This is a genomic window from Streptomyces sp. B21-105, assembly GCF_036898465.1.
Lineage (GTDB): Bacteria > Actinomycetota > Actinomycetes > Streptomycetales > Streptomycetaceae > Streptomyces.
This window is the reverse complement of record NZ_JARUMJ010000001.1, coordinates 9125619-9152429: the sequence shown is the minus strand read 5'-3', so window position 1 is coordinate 9152429 and position 26811 is coordinate 9125619. Positions and strand designations below refer to the sequence as shown.

Below are 26811 nucleotides of genomic sequence, written 5' to 3'. Positions count from 1 at the left end.
CCGGCAGCGGACGCCGAAGGTCTGGCAGGCCCTGACCGACGGACAGCGCGAGCGCCTGGAGCAGCTTGGCATCACACCGCTCGCCCCGGAGCCGGAGGAGCCCGCAAGGGCTTCTACGACGTTCGAGCGGGGCGTCGCGGCCCTCGCGCAGTACAGAGCCCGCACCGGCACCGTGACCGTCCCACGCGGGCACACAGAGCGGCTGGAAGACGGAACCGAGGTCCGACTCGGGGTATGGCGCAGCAACATGCGCAGCAGGCGAGACTCGCTGCCCGATACGCGGCGCCAGCTGCTCGCGGACCTCGGTCTGTTCGACTGAGGGATGGCTCAGTGGCTGGTCGACGCGCTGCGTGGCGGGGGGCTGCTGGACGGGACTTCTGATCGCAGAGTTCTGTCTACGTCCCCGCTTCGCTCAGGAAACCGGCTCGGGAACGTCACCCGGCCTGACCGGCACGATCTCGACACGTGTGCAGCCCACAGCTTTGAGTTCGGTGCGGCGACGCTTCGCCGACCGTTTGTCGTACCTGCCGGCCGACGCCTGCGGGGCACCGTCAGGGTCGGTCCACAGCAGACCGTAGTGCTGCATCACGCTCGTCATGGCGATCACACTTCCCCTCCCCCGACGGCCATAAGCACGCTGCGCGAAGCCCACCGCCGGCAAACTCACCGCACCCGCCGCGCTGGAATGGGCGCAGAAAGGTTAAGGAGTGGGATAAGTTTGTGGTTAAGGACTGCCTGGAGCAAGGGTGCAGGGTCATGCCATCCGAGGAAGAGCTGTTCGCGTCCGTTGACGCTCTGCTGAACGAGGAGCCGCACCTGCCGCCACCGGCGGAGCGTGCCCGGCTGCGTGAGGCCGCCGGCATCACGCAGGCCCGCCTGGCGGCCGCGTTGAAGACCACGACCCAGTCGGTGAAGAACTGGGAGAACGGCCGCAGCGAGCCGAAGTCGCCGCGCCTGGACGCCTACCAGCGGCTGCTGAACGGGTGGGCGGCGAAGTACCCCGCCCCCGGCACAGCTCCGACAGTTCCGGTTGCCGCGACCGTGCCTGCGGCGTCTGCCGAACCGGGTGCGTCCAGGGCGGAGACGGCAGATGCCGCGGCCCCTCAGGCTTCCGCCGTTCCGGCTGCGGCGCTGGCACGCCCTGCCGTCCGGCCTGCTGCGCCGTCGCGGCGTCCGGCCACGAAGAGGGCGGCGCAGCCGGCAGCCGACCCGCGCTTCCCGCACGGCCCGCTCGCGGTCCTGGACGGTGACGGCTGCGCGTACGGCACGGGCGGGATCGTGCTGGACTGCCCGGCGACCACCGTTCCGGAGTTGGTGGAGTGGACGCTGCGCGAGTCCGGCCTCGGCGCGCCGAAGCTCAACCGCTACGGCAAGGACTCCGACCCGCTGATCGTCCTCACCGCCGCAGCCGCCGTGAAACTCGGACTGCCCGAGCGCCTGGAAGGCCACGAACAGCGCCGCTCCCTGCGCCTGCCCGAGGACCACCCGGTGGTCAAACAGGTGGCGAAGGCGAAGTGGCGGCTCACTCAGCGCGGGTTCGGGCCGTGGGCAAGGATCTACCGCAAGGCACAGGGACGCGACCGGCAGTGCGTGCAGCTCGCGATCCTGTCCTGGGACGCCCTCGACGAGCGGTCCTGGCCCGGGGTGGCGGAGATGGAGCCGGCCGACGTCGCCCGCGTCCTCGGCGTGTACGCGACCCGGGTCATCACCCCGCGCGGCTCCACAGCCGTATCGGGCCTTGAGCTGATGACGGCGCTGCGCCCGCCCACCCGCGCGGTGCGCGACGAGGCGAGCGGGAACTGGGTGCCCGGCCACAACCCCGGCAGCCTTGGCACCGAGCCGATGGCCCCCGCGCCGCCGGAGGCCACCCCCGAACACCCGGTCGTCGTGGACAGCGGCTGGAGCGGCGGGTTCTTGAACGAGGAGGCGTACCAGTGGGTGCGGCCGGTGGACCTGCTCAGCGATGAAGAGTGCACACTTCCGTACGCGGTCGGCCTGGACCTGAACACCGCCTTCCTCGCCGCCGCGGCCCGCCTGGTCGTCGGCCTGTCCGGCCCCGACCACTTCCACGCCCCAACGTTCAACCCGAAGATCCCCGGGAGCTGGCTGGTCGACCTGTCCCACGTCGAGGTGGACCCGCGCCTGCCCTCACCGTTCACACCGACCGGGGAGCGGCCGACGGGACCTGCCTGGTATCAGACGCACACCGTCGCCTACGCCCAGGAACTCGGCCACAACGTCGCCCCGCTCGAGGCGTACCTGCGCCGCGAGACCGGCGCCTACCTGGACCCGTGGCACGACCGCCTCAAGGAGGCGTACATCGACACCCTCACCGACCTCGGCGTCACCAAGGAACTCACGGACGTTCAGTTCCTGGCGGCGATGGAGCGGCACAAAGACGCCGACCCGGCCATGGCGGCTGTCCTGGCGGCTATCAAGGCCACCGTCAAGGGCGGCATCGGCAAGCTCCGCGAACGCCCCCAGGGCAGGAAATACAAGGAGGGCGAACGGTGGCCGGCCCTCCAACGCCCCACCTGGCGGCCCGACATCCGCGCCGCCGTCATCTCCAAGGCCCGCGTCAACATGCACCGCAAGATGCGCAACATGGCCACGATGACGGGCCTGTACCCGCTCGCCGTGCTCTCCGACTGCGTCGTCTACCCCAGCCCCGGGGACAGCCCGCTGGACTTCCTGCCCTACGCCGCCTCCGGCAAGCCCCAGCCCGGCGGCTTCCGCCTCGGACCCACCCCCGGCCTAGCGAAGCTGGAGGGCGTCCAGTCGATGCTCTGGGCGGTCGACCTCATGGAACAGGGCCACAACCCCGCCCGCCACATCAAAGGCGGCGACGCCGTCCTCGACGAAGGAGAGTAGGCCAGTGCCCGACACCGGATGGACGCACACGACGCGGACCCCGTCGGCCGACACCGGCGGCCAGGACCCCACCGTCGAGAAAGGCTGAGCCGTGGCAGAAATCGAGGACGCCATCGAGCGGGCCGACAGGGAAGCGTTCACCCGCCAGCCCCCCAAGACCCTCAAAGGGCAGATCGGCTACCTGATCAAGCAGCTCAAGACGACCCGCGCTGTCGCCGAGGAGATCGGGGTCAGCCAGCGGTCGGTCGAGCGCTACCGCAAGGGCGAACGCAAACACCCGCCACAGGCGATCACGGACCGCATCGACGCCGCCGTACGGACCCGCTGGCAGCCCCAGGTCCGCAAACGCCGACAGAAACAGGCCGCCACCACCACGGGCATCACCGTAGAGACAAGGGCCCGCTTCGGATACACCGCACCCATCGGCACCACCGACGACGGAAGATTCCGACGGCTTACCGTCCACCTCCCCCCGACCTACGCACAGCGCTTGTTCAACGCCCGCGACGCCGGAGCCAGCGACCAGCAGATGCGCCAGATCATCGCCGAAGGATTCAAAGACATCTACTTCCAAGACGGCGGAGCCCGCGCCATGGGCCTCTCCGACGTCACCCTCAACGACATCGACTACCTCGACCTCGACTACTAACCTCCAGACCCGGCCGGGAGCCGGGAGTGTTCAATGATCGGCGGATCCGATGATCAAGGAGACGCCTGATGAGCGACACCACCATCGAGCAGATAGCGCGCGCGGATGTCGAGCCGGTGGCTGCGCCGGTGCTGGCGAGTGACGAGCAGTTGGTCGCGATGCTGGTGGACCGGGCCCGCAGCGAGGGTCTGCAGCTGACCGGGGAGGGCGGGCTGCTGCAGCAGTTGACCAAGCGGGTGCTGGAGTCCGCCCTGGAGGGCGAGATTACGGATCACCTCGGATACGAGAAGCACGACGCCGAGGGCCGGGGCAGCGGCAACTCCCGCAATGGCACCAGGGCGAAGACCGTGCTGACCGATGTCGGCCCGGTAAAGGTCAATGTACCCGGGACGTGGCGGGCACGTTCGAGCCGGCCATCGTCAAAAAGCGCCAGCGCAGGCTGTCCGGCGTGGACGAGGTGGTGCTGTCGTTGTCCGCGAAGGGGCTCACCCACGGAGAGATCTCCGCGCACCTGGCTGAGGTCTACGGGGCGAGCGTGTCCAAGGCCACCATCTCCACGATCACCGACAAGGTGATGGACGGCATGGCGGAATGGTCCAACCGCCCGCTGGACAGCGTCTACCCGGTCCTCTTCGTCGACGCCATCAACGTCAAGATCAGGGTTCTGTCGACGATCTTGTGATCCGGACCGTGCTGCTCATCGTGTGAGCAGGACGCGTTTGCGAAGGAGATCGAGGCTGGCCCGGCCGAACATCTGGCGCTTCAGCATCTTCAGCCGGTTGATGTTGCCCTCGACAGCGCCGGAGCTGTGGGGCAGGGACAGCCCGTTGCGGACAGCGTCGAAGTCGCGGCGGAGGTTGTGGGCGAAGCCTGCGAGTGGAGCCAGGTTGTCCTGTTCGACAGTGGCGATCCAGTCCTCGAGGCGGTCGCCGTGGCGTCCGGTCATCATCGCGGCGAACTTTCTGACGTGACCGGTGAGCCGGTCCAGCTCGGGATCGCGCTCACGCAGGCGGTGCAGCTCGTCGGCATCCCTGCCCCGCAGGTGTTCGGGGTGGGTCATGATCCAGGAAGTGACCTCGCGGACCGACGGGGGCTTGGGGCCCACGGCAGGTGCGTGTCCGCGCCCGGTGCGGTAGCGCCGCAGGTGTCGTTGGACGGCCAACTCCCCACCCGGGTAGCCAAGTTGTTGTATCTCGCGGTAGAGCTGTGCGGCGTTTCTGACGCCTTCGTTCCAACGCCGGTGCAGGTAGCCGACGTACGGGTCCACGATGTGCGCCCGCTGCAGGCTCTTGGCAACGACATCGTCCGCGGAGCGGGCACCCACCAGCTTGCGGACAGTGGCCTGGTGCAGCTCGAGTTTCCGGCCGATCGCCGCCTTCGACATCCCCTGTTCCCACAGTTCGTGGGCGGCAGCATGCTGCTCACGCAGCCGGGTCACGATCTTCAGCTCTTTTGGTGGCTGGACCACCTCGGGCTTTGCCTCCAGGTGGTCGGGGTTGCCTTCCCGGCCGGGAGGCGGTTCAGTAGGTGTTTTTGATCCCTGGCCGTGAGGTGGCTACGCCTGGATGATCTGAGTCGTGGGGGTTGGCGGGACGGCTCGGCGGTATTGCCGGGAGTGCGGTGATCCGCTTCCGCAGACGATGGCGGCGGAGGCGGTGTTCTGCTCGGGGCGGTGCAGGTCACGACGGTGGCGGAGGCTTCAGCAGACTCGCCAGCGGGTCATGGCGATGCAGCGGGGAGAGCAGGCGGAGTGCCCGGTCTGCGGGCGGTCGTGGACGGTAGGAGTGGAGCGGTCAAAGGCGGCGGTGTACTGCTCGGACCGTTGCCGGGTACGGGCCTGCCGCCAGCGGCGGGCGTCACGGAACGGCGTAACGGAAACGCCATAGCCGAACGCCTCGCCAACACCTCCAACACCCCAGGATTTGCAAGGTAGTTGGGAGCGACTGCCGAGCGCTTCGAGCGCCCCTGGTTCACGCCCTGCCCCGGCGTGTCGCGCGCGCGTCACGGTGGACAGTGACCGGGGCCGGCGCCCCTTTGATCGGTCCCGTCGTGGCGGCTGGGCCGGACCCGGGCGAGGACGGTGGTCATCATGACCGACGTGACCGACCGAATCGGGAACGTCACCCGGCAGCGTTACGAACAGCTCGTCACCCGGGCGAAGGAACTGATCGCGCAGATCGCCCGCTCGCAATTTGCCCTCGGTGACATGGCGTTGGAGATTGAGCCAATAAGGGCGGTGGGCGGGTCGATGCCGAACGGCACGGACGACCTGTTCACCGTGACGGAGTCGTTGCAGATGTTCGCGGACGACATCGGGGTGGAGCGCCGGACGGTGGAGGACTGGCGCTACACCGCCAACCGGTGGCCGGCCAAGCGCCGCAGGGAGGGCGTGTCGTTCACTGTTCATCGCATCCTCGCGTCGGTCGTGGACGAGGACGAGCGGTGGGCGGCGATCGAGGACGCGCCGTTCAACCCGCGCACGGGGGCGAGGCAGTGGACGCCGGACGGCGCGAAGCGGGCCGTCGGCCAGCGGGTCGACCGGCCGGTCACGGTGGATGAGAAGGTCCAGGCCGTGGCCGACCTGACCCGTGATGACGAGGTCGCCGCCCAGGTCGCCACCGACCTGCTGAAGCGGCCGGCGGTCACCGAGCACGTCACTCCGGCCGAACGGGTGCGGGTCGTCACGGAGCTGACCCGGGACGACACCGTCGCGCAGGAGGTCACCAGCAGTCTGCTGCGCCGCCCGGATGTCGCCCGGAAGACGATGCGGGACGACACCACCCGGATGCTCGTCAACCGCGCCCAGTTCGACAACTCCAACGAGACACGTGACAGGATCCGGGAGCGCACCCCGGCCGTCCGCGCGATCGAGCACACCATCGAGTACCTCGACCTGGTCGGCTCCTGCCACAACTTCGTAGCCACCCTGGGCCGCCTGGTCCCGCAGCTGCGGGGGCAGGAGTTCACCGAGGACGAACGTGAGACCGTCCGCCGGCAGATCGGCCGGGTCCGCGCCGCGGCGGACTGGCTCGAAGGAGCCCTCGACAACGGCGAGTTCACCCTTGATGAGCAGCTGGTCCAGCTGCTCAAGGGCGAGTAGGCCATGCCGCGACGCCGGGAGGCCCGGCCGCTGGCCGAGCACTACGGCGACCTGGTCCGCGTCGCCCTGATGGAAGCACGCCCCGCCGGCCTGCACACCTACCAGCTCATGGCCGCCACCCGCCTGACCCGCTCGCAGATCGGCCGCGGCATCCGGCACGTCCGCGACGTCGTCGCCGCGGAGAACCTGACGCCGATCACATGGACACGCCGCGACGGGTTCATGTTCTCCGACGACCCCGCGGACTGGATCGAGTACGACAAGCGGCAATTCCGGCAGATCCTCGGCCGCCTCACCCGGGTGATCACGGGCACGCTCGATCCGCACCTGGCCCGCTACCCCGACGACGAATGGGCCCAGCTCGCCACCGCCCAACTCACCGGCGTCCGCGCCACTCTTGCCCAGCTCTCCAAATAGCCTCTGCCCACCGCCGATCACCCCTGCTGAGCCCTCCATGCCCGCTGTCCCCCGTCGCCGCCGCTACCCGTCCGACACCTCCGTCGCCGAATGGGCACTGCTGGAACCCCTGCTGCCCGTCCCGGCCTGCCAGACCAAGACCGGCGGGCATCCGGAGAAGTGGCCCCGGCGGGAGATCGTCGACGGCATCCGCTACATCGTCGACAACGGCGCGAAGTGGCGGGCCCTGCCTGCGGATTTCCCTCCGTGGGAGACGGTTTACGGGTTTTTCTGGCGGTGGAACCGGGCCGGGGTCGTCACTTACATCCGTGACCAGCTCCGCCGCCGAATTCGTACCGGCAAGGGCCGCTGCCCGCACCCGGTCACGCTGATCGTCGACTCCCAGTCGGTCAAGGGCGCCTCCACCGTTGGCAGGAACAGCCGTGGCTACGACGCCGCGAAGAAGATCAACGGCCGCAAGCGACATATCACCGTGGACACCCTCGGCCTGCCCGTGATGATCACGGTGACGCCCGCCGATATCCAGGACCGCGACGCCGCCCGCGACGTGTTCTGGCGCTTGCGCCTCACTCAGCCGCAGATCACCCAGGTCTGGGCCGACCGCGGCTACGCCGGTGAACTTGTGGGCTGGGCCCGCGAACGCCTCTGGCTCAGCCTCCGCATCGTCTCCCGGCCCAAAGGGGCCAAGGGCTTCGTCGTCCTGCCCCGCCGCTGGAAAGTCGAGCGCACGATCGGCTGGTGCATGAACGCCCGCCGCAACGCGCGCGACTACGAACGCCTTCCCCAGCACTCCGAAGCCCACCTGAACTGGGCACTCATCACCATGATGACCCGGCGCCTCACCCGAAAGAGCCCCCGCACCAGCCAGTGGACCAAGAAGCCTCCGGCAGCCCGCGCCTGATCAATCCGATGTCGCACGGTCCTCGGACGGGGTGGCAGATGCCGACGGGACAGCGAAGAATCCCAGTGCGGCGAGGACTGCCACGCTCGCTGCGAGCGCCAAGGTGCCTGGAAGGGACCGGGTCGCGACCGGTCCGGCAACCGCCGCCCCAGGGCGAATCCGGTGATCTTCAAGCTGGCGCCGGTGGTGAATATCTGCCCGCGCAGTCGTTCAGGGGCCTCCCGGTGGCGGACTGCGAACAAGGCAGCCAATTGAGGTCCCTCACCGATCCCGGCGATGAGTACGGCCACGATGAGCACGGCTGGTTGACCCCATATGGCCAAGGACAACGCGGCAGCCTGGACAAGGGCACTGACCCAGATAACCGTGTCGGGGGCGACCACACGTGGAAACCGCGCGAGTACGGCGTTGGCCATCATCGCGGAGATCGCCGTGCAGGAGAGCAGCACCGCGCCGCGGCCGGCTCCGCCCAGGACGCGCTCGCCCAGGAGCGGAATACAGGCCGCCAGCATGCCCTGAGCAAAGCACGAGAGGACCGAGGTGAGGGTCGCTCGGGCCAATGACGGTCTCCCGACGACGACTCGCAGACCAGCAGCGAGATCACTGACCACTGAGCTTGCCTGAGCACCCTGCGTCCGGCCGGAACGGGCGGGCAGCATCCAGGCAGCGGGCAGCGCCAAGCCGATGAGCACCGCGGAGACCACCACGGCCGTCGAGGCCCCCAGCGTCTCCGCAACGCCCCCTGCGAGAGCCGGACCGGCCAGACTCGCCACGCTGAACGTCATGGCATCGAGCGCGTTTGCCCGGGGCAGGCGGTCGCCCAGCACCACACGGGGCAGCTGGGCCGTCCATCCGCCCGACAGGGCCGGCCCCAGCAGCCCCGCCACCACAGCGATCACGATGGTGACACCGAACGGCAAGCGGCCCAGTCCCGCGAGAATCATCCCCAGCCCCGCCGCATACAGGACGAGGGCCCCGGTCAGCAGGCGTCCCGGCCGTCCGGCTCTGTCAAGGAGCGCTCCGAGCACCGGCCCACCCACCGCAGCAGAGATCGTGATGCCCGCGAGCAGCGACGACGCGTCGACGGCCGATCCGGCCAGGGCGAATGCTGCCAGCATCAGCGACGGTCCCGACATCTCGTCCCCCGCACGAGCTGCCACTGCTCCAGCGAGATAGAAGCGGAGTGAGTAACGCTTTGTCATCGACAAGACGTTACGGAGGTAACTCAAAACTCAGCAAGATGCGTTACATTCCGCAGGTGTCCTTCAACAGCGACGACTGGTCCACTCGGCACTCCGTGCTGACCACGGCTCGGCGCACCGCCGCCCTGATCAACGCCCTCGCTGACGAGCACCCTGACCCAATCGCCGTCGCCGGCGTGCTTCGTGCATACGGTGAGGCTGACCCCATCGAACTCACGACTCGGGATGTTGCCGGGATGCGCGCAGCCGCTGACCTACTGCGGCAAGTCTTCGCGGCCGAGCACGCGGACGGCGCCGCGGCCACCCTCAACCGCCTTCTCTTGGACCACACCGGACCGCTCCGCCTGACCTCGCACGGCGGCAACACCCCCTGGCATCCTCACCTGGACCACGACGACAACGCCGCCTGGGACGAGTGGCTCCTCGCCTCCTCCTGCATGGCCCTGACCGTCCTCGTCTGGGACCGCCAACGCCCGCCGGGAAGGATCTGCGCCTCAACTAGCTGCCAGAACGTCTTCATCGCCCAAGGCGGCGGCCCGGAGCGCCGTTACTGCTCCCGCCGATGCGCCACCCGCGAACGAGTCGCAACCCACCGGCACTCCCACTCCATCGAACAATCGAACGAAACCAAGTAGGGGACTCGGATCAGAGCCCCACGAGGCATCACTCGACGAGCTGCTCGCCAACGCGGCATCGGGTTGAAAAACACCTACTCAGCCAGGCGGGAGCGATAGGCGTTGACTGTCTTCTCGACCGCCTGGCCGAGGTTGGCCCACAGGTGGTAGCGGTCAGCGACCTGCTCGGCCTGCGGTGCCCCGGCCCGTGCTCCCTCGCCGTAACCGCTGGAACGGTCCCGGCAGATCACCTTCACCTCGGGGTGACGGGCCTTGACCCGGAATCTTGGACACGGGCTATGCGGCTTGGGCCAGGGTAGTTGATGTTGTGTCGAGTGCTGTCTCGTAGGCGATGGGACTGCGTTGTCCGAGGCGGGAATGACGGCGTCGGGTGTTGTAGCGGTTGAGCCAGCGGAACGCGTCGAGACGGGCCTCGCGTTCGCTGGACCAGTGCTTTCGGCCCTGAAGCGTCTCGCGTTTGAACGTCGCGTTGAAGGACTCGGCGAGCGCGTTGTCCGCCGAGCTGCCGATCGCGCTCATGGACTGGCGGACGCCGGCCTGGCGGCAGGCGTCGGCGAAGGCCCGGCTGGTGTACTGGGCGAGTTCAACCAGTCGTTGCAACACAGGGCTGTTGCAGCGAGCGTAGCTGCTCTTCGAAGACCTCGGCCGGTGTCCGCCAACCGAGTACCTTGCGGGGCCGGTTGTTGATCGCCATGGCGACGGCTTCGAGGTCCGTGGACGACCAACGGGAGAGATCAGTGCCCTTCGGGAAGTACTGACGCAGCAGCCCGTTCGTGTTCTCGTTTGTCGGTCGTTGCCAGGGCGAGTGCGGATCGGCGAAGAACACCTTTGTCCCGGTATCGAGAGCGAACTGGGCATGACCGGAGAGTTCCTTCCCGCGGTCCCAGGTGAGGGTCTTGCGTAACTGCTCGGGCAGCGGTGCCATCGACGTGGTGAGCGCCGCGTTCATCGCGATCGCGCCATAGCCCCCGAGCGAGGGGCCGTTCTTCACGGGCGGCCTCTCGCCCCAGCCCTCAAGCCGGGGCAGGTGCACCAGGAGCGTGGAGCGGCTGCTGCGCTCGACAAGCGTGCCGATCGCGGAGCGGCCCGTCCCGATGATCAAATCGCCTTCCCAGTGTCCGGGGACCGCGCGGTCCCCGGCCTCGGCGGGGCGTTCACTGAGGATGACGTCCGCGGTGACATGCCCCTGCGGCTTGTTCTGCGACCGTGCACGGGGAACCCGCAGCGCCCGGCCGGTGCGCAGACACATGACCAGTTCCCGCTTGAGCGCGCCACGGCCCTCGATGAACAGCGCCTGGTAGATCGCTTCGTGGCTGATGCGCATGGACTCATCATCGGGGAAGTCGACACGGAGCCGGTGCGAGATCTGCTCCGGGCTCCATGCCGTCGCCCAACGCCTGTCCTGCCGATGCGGCTTGTTCAGCCCCTTCCACCCAGGCGTCTCAGGCCCGGTGACGATCATGCCGTCGGGGCGACGGACGCTGCCGGCGAGCCGCTCCTGCACGTACTCTCGCAACCTGTCGTCGCCTGCGAGCTTCGCGGTCTTCGGGCGCTTCGCAGCCTGCTGCGCTTTCCACTGCGCCACCAGAGCCCGGTAGACCGGTTTGCCGCCCCGGGTCGCCGCGTTGCGGCGCAGCTCGCGTGAGATCGTGCCCGCGTCGCGGCCGATCCTGCGAGCGATCTCCCGCACGCCGAACTCCTGGGCGCGCAGCAGCGCGATCTCCTCACGCTCGGCGAACGACAGATAGCGGCCGGTGGGCTCGTCCAGGCTGATCGGCGGCATCCCGCCAGCGTGACGGAACCACCGGGTTGCGACCGGCCATGAAACGCCAACAGCCACCGCGGCCTCTGCCGTCGTCACTCCCGACGCGATCCGCCGCCAGAAGTGGCGCTGCACCGCACGAGACGGCTCCGGCCGACCCGGTGAACGCATCGGCGGTCGCATCGCCCGATCCGCCGCCCACTGCCGTCGCGCTCCCGCAGGCGCCTTTGGCACCTTCTGCTTCCGGTCTCGTCCCATCGCATACCTCCGTGATCAAGGTGTTGCGACGACCAGTTGAATCCGCCCTGGGCTCCGTGGTCGGTGTGCATGACCGCCCCGGAGAGGCTGCCGCGGGTCCGTTCGGCGGCGGACAGGGCGTCGGTGACGAGGTCGGTGCGCATGTGGTCCGCGATCGCCCAGCCGGCCAGGCGGCGTGAGGCGAGGTCGATGACGGTGGCCAAATACAGGAACTTCCCGCCGTCCAGAGGGAGATAGGTGATGTCACCGACGTACTTCGTGTTCGGCTCGCTTGCCGTGAAGTCGCGGCCGATGAGGTCCGGGGCCTTCGCCGCGGCCGGGTCCGCAACAGTGCTGCGGTGTCTGCGGCGCAAGCGCATGCCCGCCAGACCGGCACCCCGCATCACCCGCGCGATCCGCTTGTGGTTGACGCGCTCGCCCGCCTCGCGGAGCTCGGCCGTGATTCTGGGGACGCCGTAGGCGCCGTCCGACTCGCGGTGCACGGCCCGTATCCGGGCGGCGAGGCGGGCGTCGGCCGCCTGCCGGGCGGCCCGGTCCGCGGCCGTCGCCCGCCAGTAGTAGAAGCTGGAGCGGGCGATGCCCAGGATGATGCACAGCCGCTTCACGCCGTAACGGCGCTGATGGTCAGCGACGAACTGGAAGCGGTTCACCAGCGCGTCTCCCCGGCGAAATACTTCGCCGCCTTCCGCAGGATCTCGCGCTCTTCCTCCAGCTCACGGACCTTCTTCCGCAGAGCGGCGTTCTCCGCCTCCAACAGCGTCGGCGGCTCGGTCGGCACCTCCGCCCGGCGCCCCCGGGGCCGGCTCGCACCGGCTGCCCGGACCCCGTTTGCGCAGGGTCTCGGGGTTGATCCCCAGATCGGCGGCGACCTGCCTGATCGTCGCCTCGGGCCGCGACTGGTACAGCGCGACCGCGTCCGCCTTGAACTGCGACGGATAGTTCTTCATGACCACGAGATGTCCGTTCTCAGATCCTCAGGATCAAGTGTCTCGTGTGTCCAGGATCAAGGGTCAAGGCCCGGCAATGCGGGATCGAACACGGCCACCGACCACATCACCGCCGCCCAACTGACCCTGGCCCAGCTGCCGAAGAAATGCCGGCGCGGGCGCCGGACCCTGATCCGCACCGACTCCGCGGGCGGCACCCACGACTTCGTCGCCTGGCTCGCTCAGCGGGGACGGTGGCTGTCCTACTCGGTCGGCATGGTGATCACCGAGCAGGTCCACCAGCATGTGCTGAAGGTTCCGGCATCGGCCTGGACGGCGGCCGTCGAGGCGGGCGGCGAGATCCGCGACGGCGCCTGGGTCGCTGAACTCACCGGCGACGTCCTGGACGCCTGGTCGCCGCCGACAGAGGTCGACAAGCCGTCACATCCGGCACTCAGCAGGCAAACAGCCCACCTCGGCACTTCTCAAAGACCCTGTTGGCGTCCCAGCCTTCAGTAGACGCTGCATGCCGTCCGGGCACAGCTCGCCGGCCTGCTCAGCCAGCGTCCAGCCGTTCTTGCGCTCCAAGGGCGCAAGCAGCCCGCGCAGATACTCCATCACCCGCCGACGCGGCTCCGACCTGCGGAAGTACCCACCGACCCGAGCATGGAAAGCATCCAGACGGGTCTCCCAGCGGTGCACCTCATCAACCGTGACGTCCCCAGCCATGCCCGGCTCAACGAGCAGTCAGACCGCTGGTCACAGCAACTGCGGCTGCAGTGTTAGCTGAGCGTCCCAATTGAGTTAGCGGAGAGTCCACGGCCTTCATAAAGCCTTGCTTGTTCATGACACAGCAGAAAAGCTGCCTCTAAATGACTCGTTGGCACCTCCGTTGGGGCGAAACAGATCGGGAGACAAATATGCGAGCCTTGCGAAAGGCCTCGATGGTGGCTGGGATTGCGGTGATATCGACAATGGGACTCACCACCCAGGCACAAGCGTCGCAAAACAGCGGTTGGATTTACACAAGCAACCAGAGCGGAGCCGTCTATTTCGACGCCGACCTCAACGGTGACCCTGGCGTGGAAAAGATCACCGTCTGCGATAACACGAGCGACGGCCGAGGAATCACGGCAGAAGTAAGGGGCGAGGACGGTACCGGCCCTGTGGTTTGGATCGTCTCCGACCCTTCCAACAACGGGAACTGTGAACACATACAGGGAAACTTCTTCCTGGAGGAAACGCCCGTCCAGCTCGTCGTCTACGAGTACTGGGGCTCCCATTCTGACCACCTAAGCGCTGTCCCGTAAATGATCTTTGACGTGCTGGATGGCCTGCCGTTTCTCCGTCACCCGGCGAGGGTGAGGTTGTGCAGGCGGGCGATGCCGAGCATGGCGTGGTGGACGCCATCGCCCTTGAGGCGGCAGTCGCGGAGGATCTTCCAGGTCTTCATGCGGGCGAAGGCGTGCTCGACGCGGGCGCGGACTTTGCGGTGGGAGGTGTTGTGTTCCTCTTTCCAGTCAGGGAGTTCGGCCTGGCCGGGTTCGCGGCGGTGCGGGATGACCAGGCCGGTGCCTCGGTAGCCGCCGTCCGCGATGACCGTTGTCTTGCCGACGGCGTCCTTTGCGCCGGACAGTTCCCACGCCTTGCAGTCGTTGCGGTTGCCGGGCAACGGGCGGCCGACGGCGACGACGAGCCGGGTGTCGGCGTCGATGATGACCTGGTGGTTGGTCGAGTAGCGGTAGTTCTTCGACTGCTCGGCGACCTGGTGATCGCGTGTGGGGACCAGGGTGCCGTCCACGATCAGCACGGCATCCTTGCGGAACCGCTTGCGTTGCTGGAGGGCGAGCGCCGGTCCGAGGTGGCCGATGATGCGGTCGGCGGCCGACTTCGACACCCCGAACAGCGGCGCCAGTTGGCGCAGCGTGAGGTTGGTCCGCCAGTAGGCGGCGACCAGCAGTACACGGTCCTCCAGCGGCAGGCTCCACGGCCGGCCCTTGCGTACCGGGTCCGCACCCTCGCGCCGCAACGCTGTGATCAGCTTCCCGAACTGACGCGGGCTCAGCCCGGTGAACGGGGCTATCCAGGAAGGCTCCGACGCCGTGATCACACCAGACACAACAAGATCATCTCACCCGTGACCAGCAGTTACGGGACAAGTCTTAGCGTCAGCCAGAGCCGTCGCTTAGCCTCGATCTTTCGCGAGGGTCCGCCGACGGAGTCGGTGGGCCCTTTCGCTTTCCGGAGCTGACGGGGCAGGCCGGCGGCCCGGTTGTCGCGTCGGGTGGGCGCCGGGTTCCACTGCCCGGGATCGGGTGGTGCTGTCGTCGGGACGGTTGAGGTTGCTGGTCAGCCGGGGGGGCAGGAGCGTGAGCCGTTCGAGAGCGGTGGTGATCTCGCCGGTCCAGGGCCAGTGCTGGGTGAGGCGGAGAATCCTGCGGCGGCCGGTGGTGACGAGCTGAGCGGCCGCGGAGAACAGCCGGAATCGCAGGCGGCGGGGTTCCCAGAGTCGGGCCTTGCCGGTGAGAGCGAGCATGGGCATCCAGGCCAGCAGGTCGAGAGCGATCTGGACGACCTCGAGCCAGACCTTGTTCTGGGCTGTTGTGTGCAGGGGCAGGTTGCGCAGGCCGGTGGCCCGGGCGGCCCGGATCCGGTCCTCGGCCCGGGCCCGTAGCCGGTGACGGAGCTCGAGCTCGGCGATCGGCCGGTCAGGGGTATTGGTCGCGAAGCACGTGATTCGCATGCCGTCCGCGTCCGTGATCCTCAACTGAGCACCGGGATGGGGCCGTTCCTTTCGGACGATCAGTCGCATGCCCTTGGGCCAGCCGTTAAGGAGCTTGCCGGTGAGCTCGGCGACCCAGGCCCCGTCACGGGCCTCACCGTCGGTCTCGACGGCCGGCGTCCAGGCTGATGCGGGGACCTTCAGCACGTGCTCGTGGATCGCGTCGGTGACCGTCATGCCGACCGAGTAGGACAACCATCGGCCTCGCCCGCGAGCCAGGACACGAAGTCGTGGGTGCCGCCCGCGGAGTCGGTGCGGATCAGGGTCTGCCGCCCTCGCCGGTAGTGCTTCGGCAGTTGAGCCAGGGCGAGTCGCGCGGTGGTGATGTGGTCGGCTGCCGTGTTGGAGCCCGCATTTCCCGGTCGCAGAAGGGCAGCGACGGGCTCACCGGTGCCGCCCGGTCCATGGTCGACGAAGGCGGTCAGCGGGTGATGGCCGTAGGTCTTCTTCCAGGTCGCGGCCGCGTCCTCCTTGTCGGAGTGCGCGACCACGAGGACACCGTCGAGATCGACGATGACCTGGCCGTCTGCGTCCGGGGCGTTCTCGCCGGCCAACGACCAGACCCGGTTGCGTACTTCGGAGCGTGCGGACCGGATGGCCCGCAGGGCTTTCTCGCCGGAGGCGGCGAGGATGTCGATCAGACGGGAGACGGTCGGGTCGGAGGCGACCGGCCCGAAGACGGCGGCTCACACCGCAGCATCGCGACGTCCGCGAGGCAATCCCCGCCCAGTGCGACCGCCAGGGCGACGTCCAGGAGGGCCTTGCCGGGGTCGTGGACGGCCCGCGGTTTGCGCCACGGAGCCAGAGCCTGGGATATGGCCTGGTCAAGACCGATCTTGCGGACCGTTTCGACGAGCAGGACCGACCCGGCCTGGGAGACGACCTGGCGGCCGTCGTCCTGGACACGGACGCGGGGATAGGACCCGATAGAGTGCTTCACCTGGGAAGTGCCTCCGGCGGTGGCAGGAACAAGGACCTCGACAATCCTCATTCTTGCTGGTCAGAGCAATGCCGGTGATTTAGGGTGTTTCCGCAGGTGAGGATAGGTGTCCTGGGTTCCCCGTGACTTTGAGTGAGTAGCTGACGCGGCTGGGAGGGCGGGGCTCGTCCCGGCGTTTGGCTTCGAAGGTGTTCCTCGGTGGTTTCTTCAGTCGTTGGCAGCGGCGGTCGCGGCGTGGGGGAAGGAGGTCGTTGAGGAGTTCCTGGACGACTTCGAGTCGGGCGGTGCACAGGATCTGCGGGTTCGCTGCGGTCTGTCCGGCGGTTGTGAGCCGGGCGAGCTGCACCATCGTGGTGAAGGAGATCCGGTCGGGATCGACCTCGCCCTGTTCGGCTGCGTGGACTTTGAGCGCGGACAGTGCCTGGTAGACGGTGAGGAGTGCGTAGACCTCCTGGCAGATGAGCTCGGGGGTCTTGGAGCGCAGGATGAAGCCGGCGCCTCGTAGCCGGTTTTTGAGTTCCGCGAAGCCGTTCTCGATCTCCCAGCGCTGGTGGTAGAGCTGGGCCAACTGCCGTGCGGGCGCCTGCCGGTGGTCGAGCAGGCTGGTCGCCAGGCGGAACTTCTCGGTTAGGGCCGGCCTGTCCTGGGACCGGACGGTGACGGTGTAGTCGATGATGCGCACGAGGTGTCCTTGAGGCAGCCCTGTCGGGGTGCGGCCGTGGAAGCGGGCGTTGCCCAGGCGCTGGCCCTCGGCGGGGGTGGGCATGACGGACACGTACGAGCCGTCGGGCAGCACCCACAGCGGTGGCAGGACGAGGTTCTTCTTGATCCGCCATGCGAGGTGGCAGCCGGTCGCCTCGACCAGGCCCCACAACTCGTGGCCGGCGAAGTTGCGGTCGGCCAGCAGCAGCATGCCCGGCCGCAGGGAGGCAAGCAGGCGTCGGGCGAGCTTGTGCTCGCTGAATCTGGCGATCGAGTCGAAGGCCGCGTCGATGATGGCGTGGGTGCCGCACTCGATCAGAGACATCAGTCTGACCTGCGGGTTTCCGCTCTTGTTGGTGCCGTCGCGGCCGGTGAATCCGAACGCGGCAGCGTTCCCGGCGGTGTCCGGTACGTCCAGCGCGGTGCCGTCCCAGGCGACCAGCCGCAGGCCGAAGGCGAACGCTCCTGGGGTCGCGGGTGTCGCCTGGGCGCCGCACCGGCGTTCGAAGAGCGCCTGGAACGGCTTGTCGCCCAGGCGCTGGCGGGCTCTGGTGAGGGCCGAACTGGTGGGCAGGCGCTGGACGAGGCCGCCCGGCAGGTGCCGCAGTTTCTCGGTCAGGGTCCGCAGGACCACCCGGTATCCCGGCGGCCCGGTGCTGTCGGAGCTGCTGAACAGGCAGAGAGCCAGGACGAAGTAGACCACCGCGCGGGCCGGCAGGAGCCTGCGGCGGCGCTCGGCCCTTCCGGTCAACTCCAGTACCTCGTCGACCACTTCGGGGGTGATCTCCTCAGTGAGTACGCCGAGTCGGATCCGGTCGCCGAACTGCGGCTCCAACCGTCTTCGGGGACTTCGAGGGGACACTGGCCGGGGCGTCGACATGACGATTGAGGCAGCAGCGATGGCAGACTGAGCGCCCAACGGGGCTCCCTTGCAGACAGTCGGATCTTGGTCGATCTCCTGTCCTACCGGGAGCCCCGTTGCCATGTCCCGAGATCATCTGGCGCATCATCAGATCGGGTCGAATCCCCTCATGCATCCCATGGGTCTACCCGCCCAAAACCGCCAGCAGCACAGCGTCCCACCTGCACCGATGCACTAAATCACCGGCATTGCTGGTCAGAGGCACTTTCTGCTTTCCTGACCGCCTGCCGGACAGCCCGCTTCATGAAAGCGCGAGGCTAGTCCGGGGCGTTCCGTGGACGTCCGACCCAGGCTTGGTGGTGAGACGCGACGCGCAGCCCCTCGCGCAGGCGTCCACGCAGGACGCCGACACGTGTTCTGCCCTCCAGGACCTGAAGGCCGCTGTTTGACGGGGCGGGTCTGTACGGTGAGCGGTGTAACTCCCGAGCTGGAAGCGACAGTTGATGACTGACGTGACGAGTGACACCGAGGCCGGGAAGGCCGCTGTGAGTGGGACGGGCGCCGTGGACGACGGGCTGGTAGCCGCGTTGGTTGCCCGGGCTGGCTTCGTTCACTTCCGGCAGCAGCATTTGTCTGCGAGTTCGGGAGGCATCTGACGCGTAGACGCGTCAGGAATGTTCACGTGAATTGACGTCACCGCAGAGGAGATCGTCCTTCGCAAGTCGCTCCTGACCGAGGACGCTGATCGGTGTGAGCATGCTGCGTCTACTACAGTTCAGCGTGGGCCGTGACTGGCGCTGAGGTGGAGCACCACCGGGGAGCGGTCTGACGAGACGTCGTTGCCGTGCGCCTGGGCGAGTGGTCAGCAACGCCTGGAGGGCAACGATGTCCGCGACTCAGACGGCCCAGCTCATGGATGGCACCAGCCTCGCCAAACGCATCGTCGAAGAGGCTGCTGCCAAGGCGGCGGAGATCTCACGACGCACGGGGACCAGTCCCTGTCTGGCGACGGTGCTGGTGGGAGAGGACCCCGCGTCGGCCACGTACGTTCGCATGAAACGAGCGCGGTGCGCGAAGGCAGGCATCCAGTCTCGGCATATCGGTCTGCCCGCCACCACCACGACCGCCGAGCTGATCGACACCCTGGCTGACCTTTCCGGCGATCCAAAAGTGCACGGCATCCTGCTCCAACATCCTTGTGGCCCGCACATCGACGAGCGAGCGGCGTTCGAGGCCATCGCTCCGGAGAAGGATGTCGACGGGGTCACGATGCATTCCTTCGCCGCGATGAGCTTCGCGCTGCCAGGCTTCGTGTCCTGCACTCCGGGTGGGATCATGCAGCTGCTGGAAGCGTACGACGTCGAACTCGCCGGCAAGCACGCCGTCGTGGTGGGTCGCAGCGCGATTCTCGGCAAGCCAGCCGGGATGCTCCTGCTCGCCAAGGACGCAACCGTGACGTACTGCCACTCCCGCACGACGGACCTGTCGGCGATCGTCCGGGAAGCGGACGTCGTGGTAGCAGCCGTGGGACGGCCCAGGCTGATCCGCGGTGAGGACATCAAGCCTGGCGCGGTCGTGATCGACGCCGGCTACAACCCGGGCAACGTCGGCGATGTGGACTACGACACCGCCCTCACCCGGGCTCGTCTGATCACTCCGGTTCCCGGCGGTGTCGGGCCGATGACCATTGCCGTCCTGCTCGCGCAGACCGTGGAAGCCGCCGCGGACCAGCTCGGAATGCAGCGCCACTGACGCCTCGCCAGCAGCTCATGGGTGGCATGGCAGCAACGTTTCGACTCAAAACGGGAAACCGTGTGTCGAGCTGGCGGGCGGTGCTTGCGATGGCGGCTCGCCGCCCGTGAGGGCGGTGAGCCGCCGAGGAGGCTGCCCGAGAATGTGTCAGCCGGCCTTGGCGGGTTCTGCGGCCCGGGCTCGGGTGGTGGCGAGGCGGTAGGAGTCGGTTCCGGTCTCGATGATGGCGCCGTTGAAGGTGAGCCGGTCGACGATGGCCGCGCAAAGACGCGGGTCGGTGAACGTCTTCGTCCAGCCGCCGAACGACTCGTTGGAGGCGATGGCCACGCTGTTCTTTTCCTCGCGCTCGGTCAGGACCTGGAAGAGGAGTTCGGCGCCGTGCCGGTCGAGTTCCATGTAGCCGAGTTCGTCGATGCAGAGGAGATCGACGCGGCCGTAGCGGGCGATGGTCTTGTTCAGCTGCTTCTCGTCGGCGGCCTCGACCAGCTCGTTGACCAGCTTCGTGGCGAGTGTGTAGCGGACCCGGTAGCCCTTCATGGCGGCCTCGGTTCCCAGGGCGATGAGCATGTGGGACTTGCCGGTGCCGGAGTCTCCGATCAGGCAGAGCGGCTGGCTCTTCTTGATCCACTCGCAGCTGGCCAGGGTGTGGATGGTGGCCGGGTCGATGTTCGGGTTGGCGTCGAAGTCGAAGGTCCGCAGCGACTTCTCCCTCGGGAAGCCGGCCGCCTTGATCCTGCGTTCCGAGCGGCGGCGGGCCCGGTCGTCGCACTCGGCCATCAGCAGTTCGGCGAGGAAGCCGCGGTAAGTCATCTGGTCCTTCACCGCCCGGTCGGCGATGTCGGAGAACTCGTTGCGGATCGACGGCAGCCGCAGCATGCGGCATGCGGTGTCGATGGCGGCGTCGGCGGCCGGTCAAGCCTCTCTGGCGGGGCAAGGTCACTGGGCTTCTCCCTCTCGGTGGTCACCGCCGCTGGCGCGACGACGTCGGAGCAACTGGTCATAGGGGGTCACCGAGGGCAGCGGCCTGGTGTCCGGCGGAAGGTGGGCCAGCTTCCACTCGTGCAGAAACGTCACGGTCCCCGACACCTCAGAGCCACTGCCCGCAGGCCGGCCGGAGGCGGGTGGCCCGTCGTCGGCCTGCGCGGCTTTGCGGGCCTCCAGGGCGACCGCGTCCGCGGTCAGGGCCCCGGCCCGCAGGGCGGTGGCCAGCCCGGCGACCAGGTGCTCGTGGGGGATGTGCCGGCCCAGCAGCAGCACCTCGATCAGGGCCCGGGTGCCGTCCCGCTCGCCGTGGACCTTGCGGGCCTGAGCCCACCAGGCGTCGTGGACCGGGGTGAACTTGCCTGCGGAACGGGCCTGTTCGAGAGCGGTGGCGCCAGGGAAGGCGCCCGGCTTACGGATCAAGGCTTCGAGGTAGTGGTCCAGCTCCAGGCGGCAGCCAGCCTTGGCGATCAGCCGCTCATGCCGGGCCACTTCCACGTTCTGGTCATAAACGACCAGGTGAGAGGCGTGCAGCACCACCCGGACCCGCTTGCCGATCAGCCGGACCGGAACCGAGTTGCGGTTGGTGCGGACCGTGATCTGGCTGTAGCGGTCGACCCTGGGAGTGAATACCCGCCCGGTCTCGAACGGCTCCTGCGGCAGCGGCATCAGCAGCGGCTGTTCGACGGCGAAGTACTCGTCGATGGTCCGCGGCCGCGATCCGATCCGCCGCCGACCGTCGTGCAGGTCCCACTGCTCGACCATCTCGTTCAGCTCCGCCAGTGAGGAAACCTCCGGCACCGGGGTGAAGTGGTTGCGGCGGAAGTAGCCGATCTGTCCCTCGACCCCGCCCTTCTCGTGAGCGCCGTCGATGCCCGGGCGGCAGTAGAAGCTCTCGATGCCGAAATGCGATCTGAAGGCGATCCACCGGTCGGTTTCCACCCTCGCCCGGCTGAGCCCGAGCACCTGGGCGACAGCAGCCTTGAGGTTGTCGTAGCGGACCCGGCCTCGCGGGACACCGCCCAGCACCCGCAGCGCGTGTACGTGCCCCTCGAAGAAGGCTTCTTGGCCGGCAGAGGCGAACACCCGGTGGACGGCCTTGCCCGAATACGACAAGCGGAAGGAGAACAGGTAGCAGGTCACCATCTCGCCGGCGAGCCGCACGGCCACGTCGCCGAAGTCGACCTCCGCCTCCATGCCGGGTGGGTGGGTCTGCGGGATGAACGCCTCGATGGGTGCCTTACCCGCCTCCACCGCAATCTGCGGCTTCCGGTCGGCGACATAGCGCCTGACCATTGGATACGACACGTGGGCGCCGTGTTCCTCGACCAGCCGGTGGAAGATCCGCGTGACCGTGTGCCGCTGCTTGCGCGGCGCATCCAGGTCAGCCCGCAGGATCCCGTCGATCACCGCCTTGTACGGATCCAGCGCTGACGGCCGCGGCGGCAGCGGCTTGCGCGGCTCCGGCCAGGCCGAGTCCAGGGCCTTGCGCACCGTCCGCCAGGCGACGTTGTACTTGCGCTCCAGCTCCCGCATCGTCACGCCGGCCCGGTGGTCCCGACGGATCGCCGCGTACAGCTCGACCTTCGACATCTGCGGCATGACCAGGCCCTTTCACCGGGAACACCCCGATGCTGTCCTGGCAAGCCCCCCACTGCCTTCAAAACTCGTGAACATCACCCGACCGTGGAAACGGGCGCCTCCCAAACCCGTGTACAACCGCCGTCACGACTCGTGAACAAAGCCACCGGCTCAGGCAGGGCGATTGCAAAGTCGCGGTGATCTCGTGAGTGTGCAGGTCACGGCGGTGTGACGATGCCGGGAGGGTGCGCGACCGGACGCAACGAAGCTCCGTTGCGGAGGTGACCTTGCCAAGTCGCCTGCGCCCAACGGAGCTTCGATGTGCCGTCAGTCTGCCACCGTCTGTCTGGTCAAGTCGCCCACCCGTCAGCACTGTGCGACGGGTCCGCTGGCCGAGCGGCTGGCCACGCTGGCCGATCCGCGGTGCCGGCGCGGGAAGCGTCACCCCTTCGTGGCAGTACTGCTGATCGTCTGCTCCGCTGTGGTGACCGGGGCGAGTAGCTTCGCGGCGATCGATGAGTGGGCCACCGACGCCCCGCAGGACGTTCTGGCCCGGCTCGGCGCCCGCACCGCGACCGCTCTGGCCGTCCGGGTCCCACCCAGTGGCGCGACGATCCGCCGGGTCATCAAGGACACCTGCCCCGGCGGTCTGGCCGACCTCCTCGGCCACGACCCGGCCGGCGCGGACACCCTCGCCGTGGACGGCAAGAGCGCCCGCGGCTCGCGCCTCGGCGCCACCCAGGCCGCCCACCTGCTGGCCGCGATGACCGGCACCGGAATGACCGTCACCCAGCTCCGAGTCCCGGAGAAGACGAACGAGATCACGTGCTTCGCCGCTCTCCTGGACCCCTATGACCTGCAAGGAGTCACCGTGACCGGCGATGCTCTCCACACCCAGCGCGACCACGCCCGCTTCCTCGTCGAGGCGAAGAAAGCGCACTACGTCTTCACGGTGAAGCGGAACCAGAAGAACCTCTACGAGCAGTTGCGAACGCTGCCCTGGGGCGAGGCGACGGCGAAGTTCTACGACCGAACCACCGGCCACGGCCGCAAGGAAACCCGGGTCGTGCAGGCCCTGACCGTCACCGACCTCGGCGTCGACTTCCCCCACGCCGCCCAGGTCGCCAAGGTCGTACGCCACCGCACCGACGCCAAGACCGGTAAGCAGAGCCGCGAGACCGTCTACGTCATCACCGACCTGACCAGCCGCCAGGCATCCCCGGAACGCATCGCGAAGATCCTGAGGGCGCACTGGGTGATCGAGAACAGGCTCCACTTCGTCCGGGACACCGCCTTTCGCGAGGACGCCTCGAAGATCCGCACCGGGCACGGCCCGGAGAACATGGCCACCCTGCGCAGTTTCGCCATCAACCAGCTCCGCAACGCCGGCCACACCAACATCGCCGCCGGACTCCGCACGACAGCCCTCCGCCCCTACGAGCGGCCACTGGCACTCCTCGGACTCAACTGACCTGCGCCAACACACGATCAACGGACTTTGCAATCGCCCTGCCGGCTCAGGCCGGTGGCGTGAAGCTCACCGGGGAGGGCGGCCTTCTGCAGCAGCTGACCAAGCGGGTGCTGGAGTCCGCGCTGGAGGGCGAGCTCACCGATCATCTGGGGCACGAGCCCGGTGAGCGGGCCGAGGGCGGCCGGGAGAACTACCGCAACGGCCACCGGTCCAAGACGGTGATCACCGAGTCTGGGCCGGTCGAGATCGCTGTCCCGCGGGACCGGGCCGGGTCGTTCGAGCCGCAGCTGGTCAAGAAGCGGCAGCGGCGTCTGGGCGGGGTGGACGAGATGGTCCTGTCGCTGTCGGCGAAAGGGCTGACGCATGGGGAGATCTCCGCGCACCTCGGCGAGGTCTACGGCACGGAGATCTCCAAGTCCACGATCTCCACGATCACCGACAGCGTGATGGCCGGCATGACGGAATGGCAGAACCGCCCGCTGGACAGCGTCTACCCGGTCGTCTTCATCGACTGTGTGAACGTGAAGGTCAGGGTTCTGTCAACGATCTTGTGATCCGGACGGTTGAGCAGGTCGCGCCGACTGTTCGCGATCATGCATCGGGTGCCCTCGTGATGTGCTCTTGGAGCTTTTTCCGTACCTGTCCGCGTTGACGATCGAGGAGGTCGAGCGACGGCCGGACAAGGTGCTGTTGAGGACACGGGTGCGGGCGGCGACCGGGTCCTGCCGGTGCGGACAGAGCTCGGCTCGGGTGCACGGCCGGTACGCACGCAAGCTCCGTGACGTCGCGGTGGGCGGTCTCGGTGTCGTGATCGAGTTATGTGTACGCCGCTTCCGCTGCGAGAACCCCGCCTGCACGGTGGTGACGTTCGCCGAACAGATCACGGGACTGACCACTCCGCACAGCCGCTACACCCCGCTGCTGCGCGGACTGTTGACGCACATCGGGCTGGCTCTGGCCGGCCGGGCAGGAGCCCGCCTGGCGGCCGCGGCCGGCATCGCCGTGGGCAAGGACACCCTCCTGCGGCTGGTCAGGACCCTGCCCGAACCGGAGACCGGCGAGGTGGAGATACTCGGCGTCGACGACTTCGCCTTCCGCAAGGGCCGCCACTACGGCACCATATTGATCGACATGGCCACCCACCGGCCACTGCACCTCTATGACGGGCGCGAGGGCGAGGACCTGGCCGCCTGGCTGCAAGGTCACCCCGAGGTGAAGGTGATCTGCCGGGACCGTTCCAGCGGTTACGGCGAGGGAGCACGGGCCGGGGCACCGCAGGCCGAGCAGGTCGCTGACCGCTACCACCTGTGGGCCAACCTCGGCCAGGCGGTCGAGAAGACAGTCAACGCCTATCGCTCCCGCCTGGCTGAACCGCCTCCCGGCCGGGAAGGCAACCCCGACCACCTGGAGGCAAAGCCCGAGGTGGTCCAGCCACCAAAAGAGCTGAAGATCGTGACCCGGCTGCGTGAGCAGCATGCTGCCGCCCACGAACTGTGGGAACAGGGGATGTCGAAGGCGGCGATCGGCCGGAAACTCGAGCTGCACCAGGCCACTGTCCGCAAGCTGGTGGGTGCCCGCTCCGCGGACGATGTCGTTGCCAAGAGCCTGCAGCGGGCGCACATCGTGGACCCGTACGTCGGCTACCTGCACCGGCGTTGGAACGAAGGCGTCAGAAACGCCGCACAGCTCTACCGCGAGATACAACAACTTGGCTACCCGGGTGGGGAGTTGGCCGTCCAACGACACCTGCGGCGCTACCGCACCGGGCGCGGACACGCACCTGCCGTGGGCCCCAAGCCCCCGTCGGTCCGCGAGGTCACTTCCTGGATCATGACCCACCCCGAACACCTGCGGGGCAGGGATGCCGACGAGCTGCACCGCCTGCGTGAGCGCGATCCCGAGCTGGACCGGCTCACCGGTCACGTCAGAAAGTTCGCCGCGATGATGACCGGACGCCACGGCGACCGCCTCGAGGACTGGATCGCCACTGTCGAACAGGACAACCTGGCTCCACTCGCAGGCTTCGCCCACAACCTCCGCCGCGACTTCGACGCTGTCCGCAACGGGCTGTCCCTGCCCCACAGCTCCGGCGCTGTCGAGGGCAACATCAACCGGCTGAAGATGCTGAAGCGCCAGATGTTCGGCCGGGCCAGCCTCGATCTCCTTCGCAAACGCGTCCTGCTCACACGATGAGCAGCACGGTCCGGATCACAAGATCGTCGACAGAACCAAGGTCAGGGACGGGCAGGTCGCCAACCGTCCGGTCTACATGGCGGTGGCGGTCACCGCCGAGGGGCACCGGGACATCCTGGGCCTGTGGATCGGCGACGGCGGGGAGGGCGCAAAGTACTGGCTCCAGGTCCTGACCGAGATCAAGAACCGCGGCGCGGCCGACGTCCTGATGCTGGTCTGCGATGGCCTGACCGGGCTCCCGGACGCCGTGAATACCGTCTGGCCTGCGACGATCGTCCAGACTTGTGTCGTTCACCTGCTGCGGAACAGCTTTCGTTACGCGGCCCGGCAGGACTGGGAGAAGATCGCGAAGGCGCTCAGGCCCGTCTACACCGCGCCGACCGAGGACGCCGCCCTGGAGCGGTTCGTGGAGTTCACCGACGCCTGGGGCGGGAAGTATCCGGCGATCGTCCGGCTCTGGGAAGCGGCCTGGGCGGAGTTCGTGCCCTTCCTCCGGTTCGACGTGGAGATCCGCAAGATCATCTGCACCACCAACGCAATCGAGAGCATCAACGCGCGGATCCGCAAGGCCGTCCGGGCCCGGGGACACTTCCCCACCGACCAGGCCGCCCTCAAATGCGTCTACCTGGCCGTCATGAGCCTGGACCCGACCGGCACCGGACGCAAACGCTGGACCATGCGCTGGAAGGCAGCACTCCAAGCCTTCGACATCACCTTCGACGGCCGGCTCACCGCCGGACGCCGCTAAACAAAACCGACCGAGTTCCACCGTTCACTACACAGACCCGTCTGTGCCAGGCCCGTTTGCGGCAGACGGTAGAGCAGT

Annotated in this window: 20 protein-coding genes, 9 pseudogenes and 1 riboswitch; of the genes and pseudogenes, 15 read left to right on the top strand and 14 right to left on the bottom strand. The window is 68.0% G+C overall.

Going from position 1 to position 26811, the window contains the following annotated elements; genetic code table 11:
- The coding region (locus QA802_RS41065) for a helicase associated domain-containing protein (RefSeq protein ID WP_334534183.1) at nt 1–319 on the top strand (319 nt) is incomplete at its 5' end.
- A 93-nt stretch (nt 320–412) separates the two neighbouring features.
- On the opposite strand, the gene QA802_RS41060 is transcribed toward QA802_RS41065, so the two are convergent.
- Nucleotides 413–598, bottom strand: a complete 186-nt coding sequence (locus tag QA802_RS41060) for a DUF8636 domain-containing protein (RefSeq protein ID WP_282089577.1) — start codon at nt 596–598, stop codon at nt 413–415.
- Nucleotides 599–756: 158 nt separating this feature from the next.
- Between QA802_RS41060 and tap the strand changes: the two genes are divergently transcribed.
- Together tap and tpg are read left to right on the top strand one after the other, a co-directional pair.
- On the top strand, nt 757–2871 hold the full coding sequence (tap, locus tag QA802_RS41055) for a telomere-associated protein Tap (RefSeq protein ID WP_334534176.1): 2115 nt from the start codon (nt 757–759) through the stop codon (nt 2869–2871).
- Between the two features lie 91 nt (nt 2872–2962).
- Nucleotides 2963–3520: a telomere-protecting terminal protein Tpg gene (gene tpg, locus QA802_RS41050; protein ID WP_334517131.1), complete on the top strand. Its 558-nt coding sequence runs from the start codon at nt 2963–2965 to the stop codon at nt 3518–3520.
- A 53-nt stretch (nt 3521–3573) separates the two neighbouring features.
- On the opposite strand, the gene QA802_RS41875 is transcribed toward tpg, so the two are convergent.
- Nucleotides 3574–3795 (bottom strand): hypothetical protein, encoded by a 222-nt coding sequence (locus QA802_RS41875; protein WP_443042327.1) that lies wholly within the window; start codon nt 3793–3795, stop codon nt 3574–3576.
- On the opposite strand from QA802_RS41875, the pseudogene QA802_RS41045 reads away from it, so the two are divergent.
- Nucleotides 3709–4181: pseudogene (locus QA802_RS41045) on the top strand (transposase); the annotation flags it as partial. The gene QA802_RS41875 and the pseudogene QA802_RS41045 sit on opposite strands and share 87 nt — an antisense overlap.
- A 36-nt stretch (nt 4182–4217) precedes the next feature.
- On the opposite strand, the gene QA802_RS41870 reads toward QA802_RS41045, so the two are convergent.
- On the bottom strand, nt 4218–4580 hold the full coding sequence (locus QA802_RS41870) for a transposase (RefSeq protein ID WP_443042326.1): 363 nt from the start codon (nt 4578–4580) through the stop codon (nt 4218–4220).
- A 1029-nt stretch (nt 4581–5609) separates the two neighbouring features.
- Between QA802_RS41870 and QA802_RS41035 the strand changes: the two genes are divergently transcribed.
- From QA802_RS41035 to QA802_RS41025, 3 genes are read left to right on the top strand one after another with little or no spacing between them, the layout of a single operon-like run.
- A complete protein-coding gene (locus QA802_RS41035; RefSeq protein ID WP_334534170.1) occupies nt 5610–6620 on the top strand; it encodes a DUF6192 family protein in 1011 nt (336 codons plus the stop codon).
- A 3-nt stretch (nt 6621–6623) separates the two neighbouring features.
- Nucleotides 6624–7037 carry a hypothetical protein gene (locus tag QA802_RS41030; protein ID WP_099053976.1) on the top strand — a complete coding sequence of 138 codons (414 nt, stop codon included), beginning with the start codon at nt 6624–6626 and terminating at the stop codon, nt 7035–7037.
- 37 nt (nt 7038–7074) lie between these two features.
- The gene (locus QA802_RS41025) at nt 7075–7938 is read left to right on the top strand and encodes an IS5 family transposase (protein WP_328432895.1); all 864 of its coding nucleotides are present in this window, start codon (nt 7075–7077) and stop codon (nt 7936–7938) included.
- On the opposite strand, the pseudogene QA802_RS41020 reads toward QA802_RS41025, so the two are convergent.
- Nucleotides 7939–9140: pseudogene (locus QA802_RS41020) on the bottom strand (MFS transporter).
- A gap of 38 nt (nt 9141–9178) precedes the next feature.
- Here QA802_RS41020 and QA802_RS41015 point away from each other — a divergent pair.
- Nucleotides 9179–9775 (top strand): CGNR zinc finger domain-containing protein, encoded by a 597-nt coding sequence (locus QA802_RS41015; RefSeq protein WP_334534158.1) that lies wholly within the window; start codon nt 9179–9181, stop codon nt 9773–9775.
- 74 nt (nt 9776–9849) lie between these two features.
- Here QA802_RS41015 and QA802_RS41010 read toward each other — a convergent pair whose 3' ends face one another.
- From QA802_RS41010 to QA802_RS40995, 4 genes and pseudogenes are all read right to left on the bottom strand, one after another.
- Complete coding sequence (locus QA802_RS41010) at nt 9850–10011, bottom strand: transposase (RefSeq protein WP_334534155.1); 162 nt, start codon at nt 10009–10011, stop codon at nt 9850–9852.
- 40 nt (nt 10012–10051) lie between these two features.
- Nucleotides 10052–10354: pseudogene (locus QA802_RS41005) on the bottom strand (transposase); the annotation flags it as partial.
- Between the two features lie 4 nt (nt 10355–10358).
- Nucleotides 10359–11720 (bottom strand): IS30 family transposase, encoded by a 1362-nt coding sequence (locus QA802_RS41000; protein WP_443042057.1) that lies wholly within the window; start codon nt 11718–11720, stop codon nt 10359–10361.
- Nucleotides 11633–12748 (bottom strand): annotated as a pseudogene (locus QA802_RS40995) (IS3 family transposase). The gene QA802_RS41000 and the pseudogene QA802_RS40995 overlap by 88 nt, the downstream one beginning before the upstream one ends.
- A gap of 3 nt (nt 12749–12751) precedes the next feature.
- On the opposite strand from QA802_RS40995, the gene QA802_RS40990 reads away from it, so the two are divergent.
- The gene (locus QA802_RS40990; RefSeq protein WP_334534152.1) at nt 12752–13240 is read left to right on the top strand and encodes a transposase; all 489 of its coding nucleotides are present in this window, start codon (nt 12752–12754) and stop codon (nt 13238–13240) included.
- Here QA802_RS40990 and QA802_RS40985 read toward each other — a convergent pair.
- Nucleotides 13232–13450: pseudogene (locus QA802_RS40985) on the bottom strand (IS701 family transposase); the annotation flags it as partial. The gene QA802_RS40990 and the pseudogene QA802_RS40985 overlap by 9 nt on opposite strands.
- A gap of 245 nt (nt 13451–13695) precedes the next feature.
- On the opposite strand from QA802_RS40985, the gene QA802_RS40980 reads away from it, so the two are divergent.
- The gene (locus QA802_RS40980) at nt 13696–14031 is read left to right on the top strand and encodes a hypothetical protein (RefSeq protein ID WP_334534149.1); all 336 of its coding nucleotides are present in this window, start codon (nt 13696–13698) and stop codon (nt 14029–14031) included.
- Between the two features lie 38 nt (nt 14032–14069).
- Here the strand turns inward: QA802_RS40980 and QA802_RS40975 are convergent, their stop codons facing one another.
- The 3 genes and pseudogenes from QA802_RS40975 to QA802_RS40965 all read right to left on the bottom strand — a co-directional run bounded on the left by QA802_RS40975 (nt 14070) and on the right by QA802_RS40965 (nt 17980).
- Nucleotides 14070–14840, bottom strand: a complete 771-nt coding sequence (locus QA802_RS40975; protein ID WP_334534097.1) for a transposase — start codon at nt 14838–14840, stop codon at nt 14070–14072.
- A 66-nt stretch (nt 14841–14906) separates the two neighbouring features.
- A pseudogene (locus tag QA802_RS40970) lies at nt 14907–16443 on the bottom strand (IS1380 family transposase).
- 79 nt (nt 16444–16522) lie between these two features.
- On the bottom strand, nt 16523–17980 hold the full coding sequence (locus QA802_RS40965; protein ID WP_334522742.1) for an IS4 family transposase: 1458 nt from the start codon (nt 17978–17980) through the stop codon (nt 16523–16525).
- An 804-nt stretch (nt 17981–18784) separates the two neighbouring features.
- Nucleotides 18785–18870: riboswitch (ZMP/ZTP riboswitch) on the top strand.
- Nucleotides 18871–18892: 22 nt separating this feature from the next.
- Here QA802_RS40965 and QA802_RS40960 point away from each other — a divergent pair.
- Nucleotides 18893–19759, top strand: coding sequence for a bifunctional 5,10-methylenetetrahydrofolate dehydrogenase/5,10-methenyltetrahydrofolate cyclohydrolase (locus QA802_RS40960; protein ID WP_334534146.1), 867 nt, complete (start codon nt 18893–18895; stop codon nt 19757–19759).
- 147 nt (nt 19760–19906) lie between these two features.
- Here the strand turns inward: QA802_RS40960 and istB are convergent.
- Both istB and istA read right to left on the bottom strand, forming a co-directional pair.
- Nucleotides 19907–20699 (bottom strand): annotated as a pseudogene (gene istB / locus QA802_RS40955) (IS21-like element helper ATPase IstB).
- Nucleotides 20696–22333 (bottom strand): IS21 family transposase, encoded by a 1638-nt coding sequence (istA, locus tag QA802_RS40950; protein WP_334535194.1) that lies wholly within the window; start codon nt 22331–22333, stop codon nt 20696–20698. Before istA ends, istB begins: the two are co-directional and overlap by 4 nt.
- Nucleotides 22334–22640: 307 nt before the next feature.
- Between istA and QA802_RS40945 the strand changes: the two genes are divergently transcribed.
- The 4 genes and pseudogenes from QA802_RS40945 to QA802_RS40930 form a co-directional block, all read left to right on the top strand.
- A complete protein-coding gene (locus QA802_RS40945) occupies nt 22641–23792 on the top strand; it encodes an ISAs1 family transposase (RefSeq protein ID WP_334518345.1) in 1152 nt (383 codons plus the stop codon).
- A gap of 44 nt (nt 23793–23836) precedes the next feature.
- Nucleotides 23837–24325, top strand: a pseudogene (locus QA802_RS40940) (transposase); the annotation flags it as partial.
- Nucleotides 24326–24407: 82 nt separating this feature from the next.
- Nucleotides 24408–25985 carry an ISL3 family transposase gene (locus QA802_RS40935; RefSeq protein WP_443042248.1) on the top strand — a complete coding sequence of 526 codons (1578 nt, stop codon included), beginning with the start codon at nt 24408–24410 and terminating at the stop codon, nt 25983–25985.
- A gap of 37 nt (nt 25986–26022) precedes the next feature.
- Nucleotides 26023–26733: pseudogene (locus QA802_RS40930) on the top strand (IS256 family transposase); the annotation flags it as partial.
- Nucleotides 26734–26811: the final 78 nt, after the last annotated feature.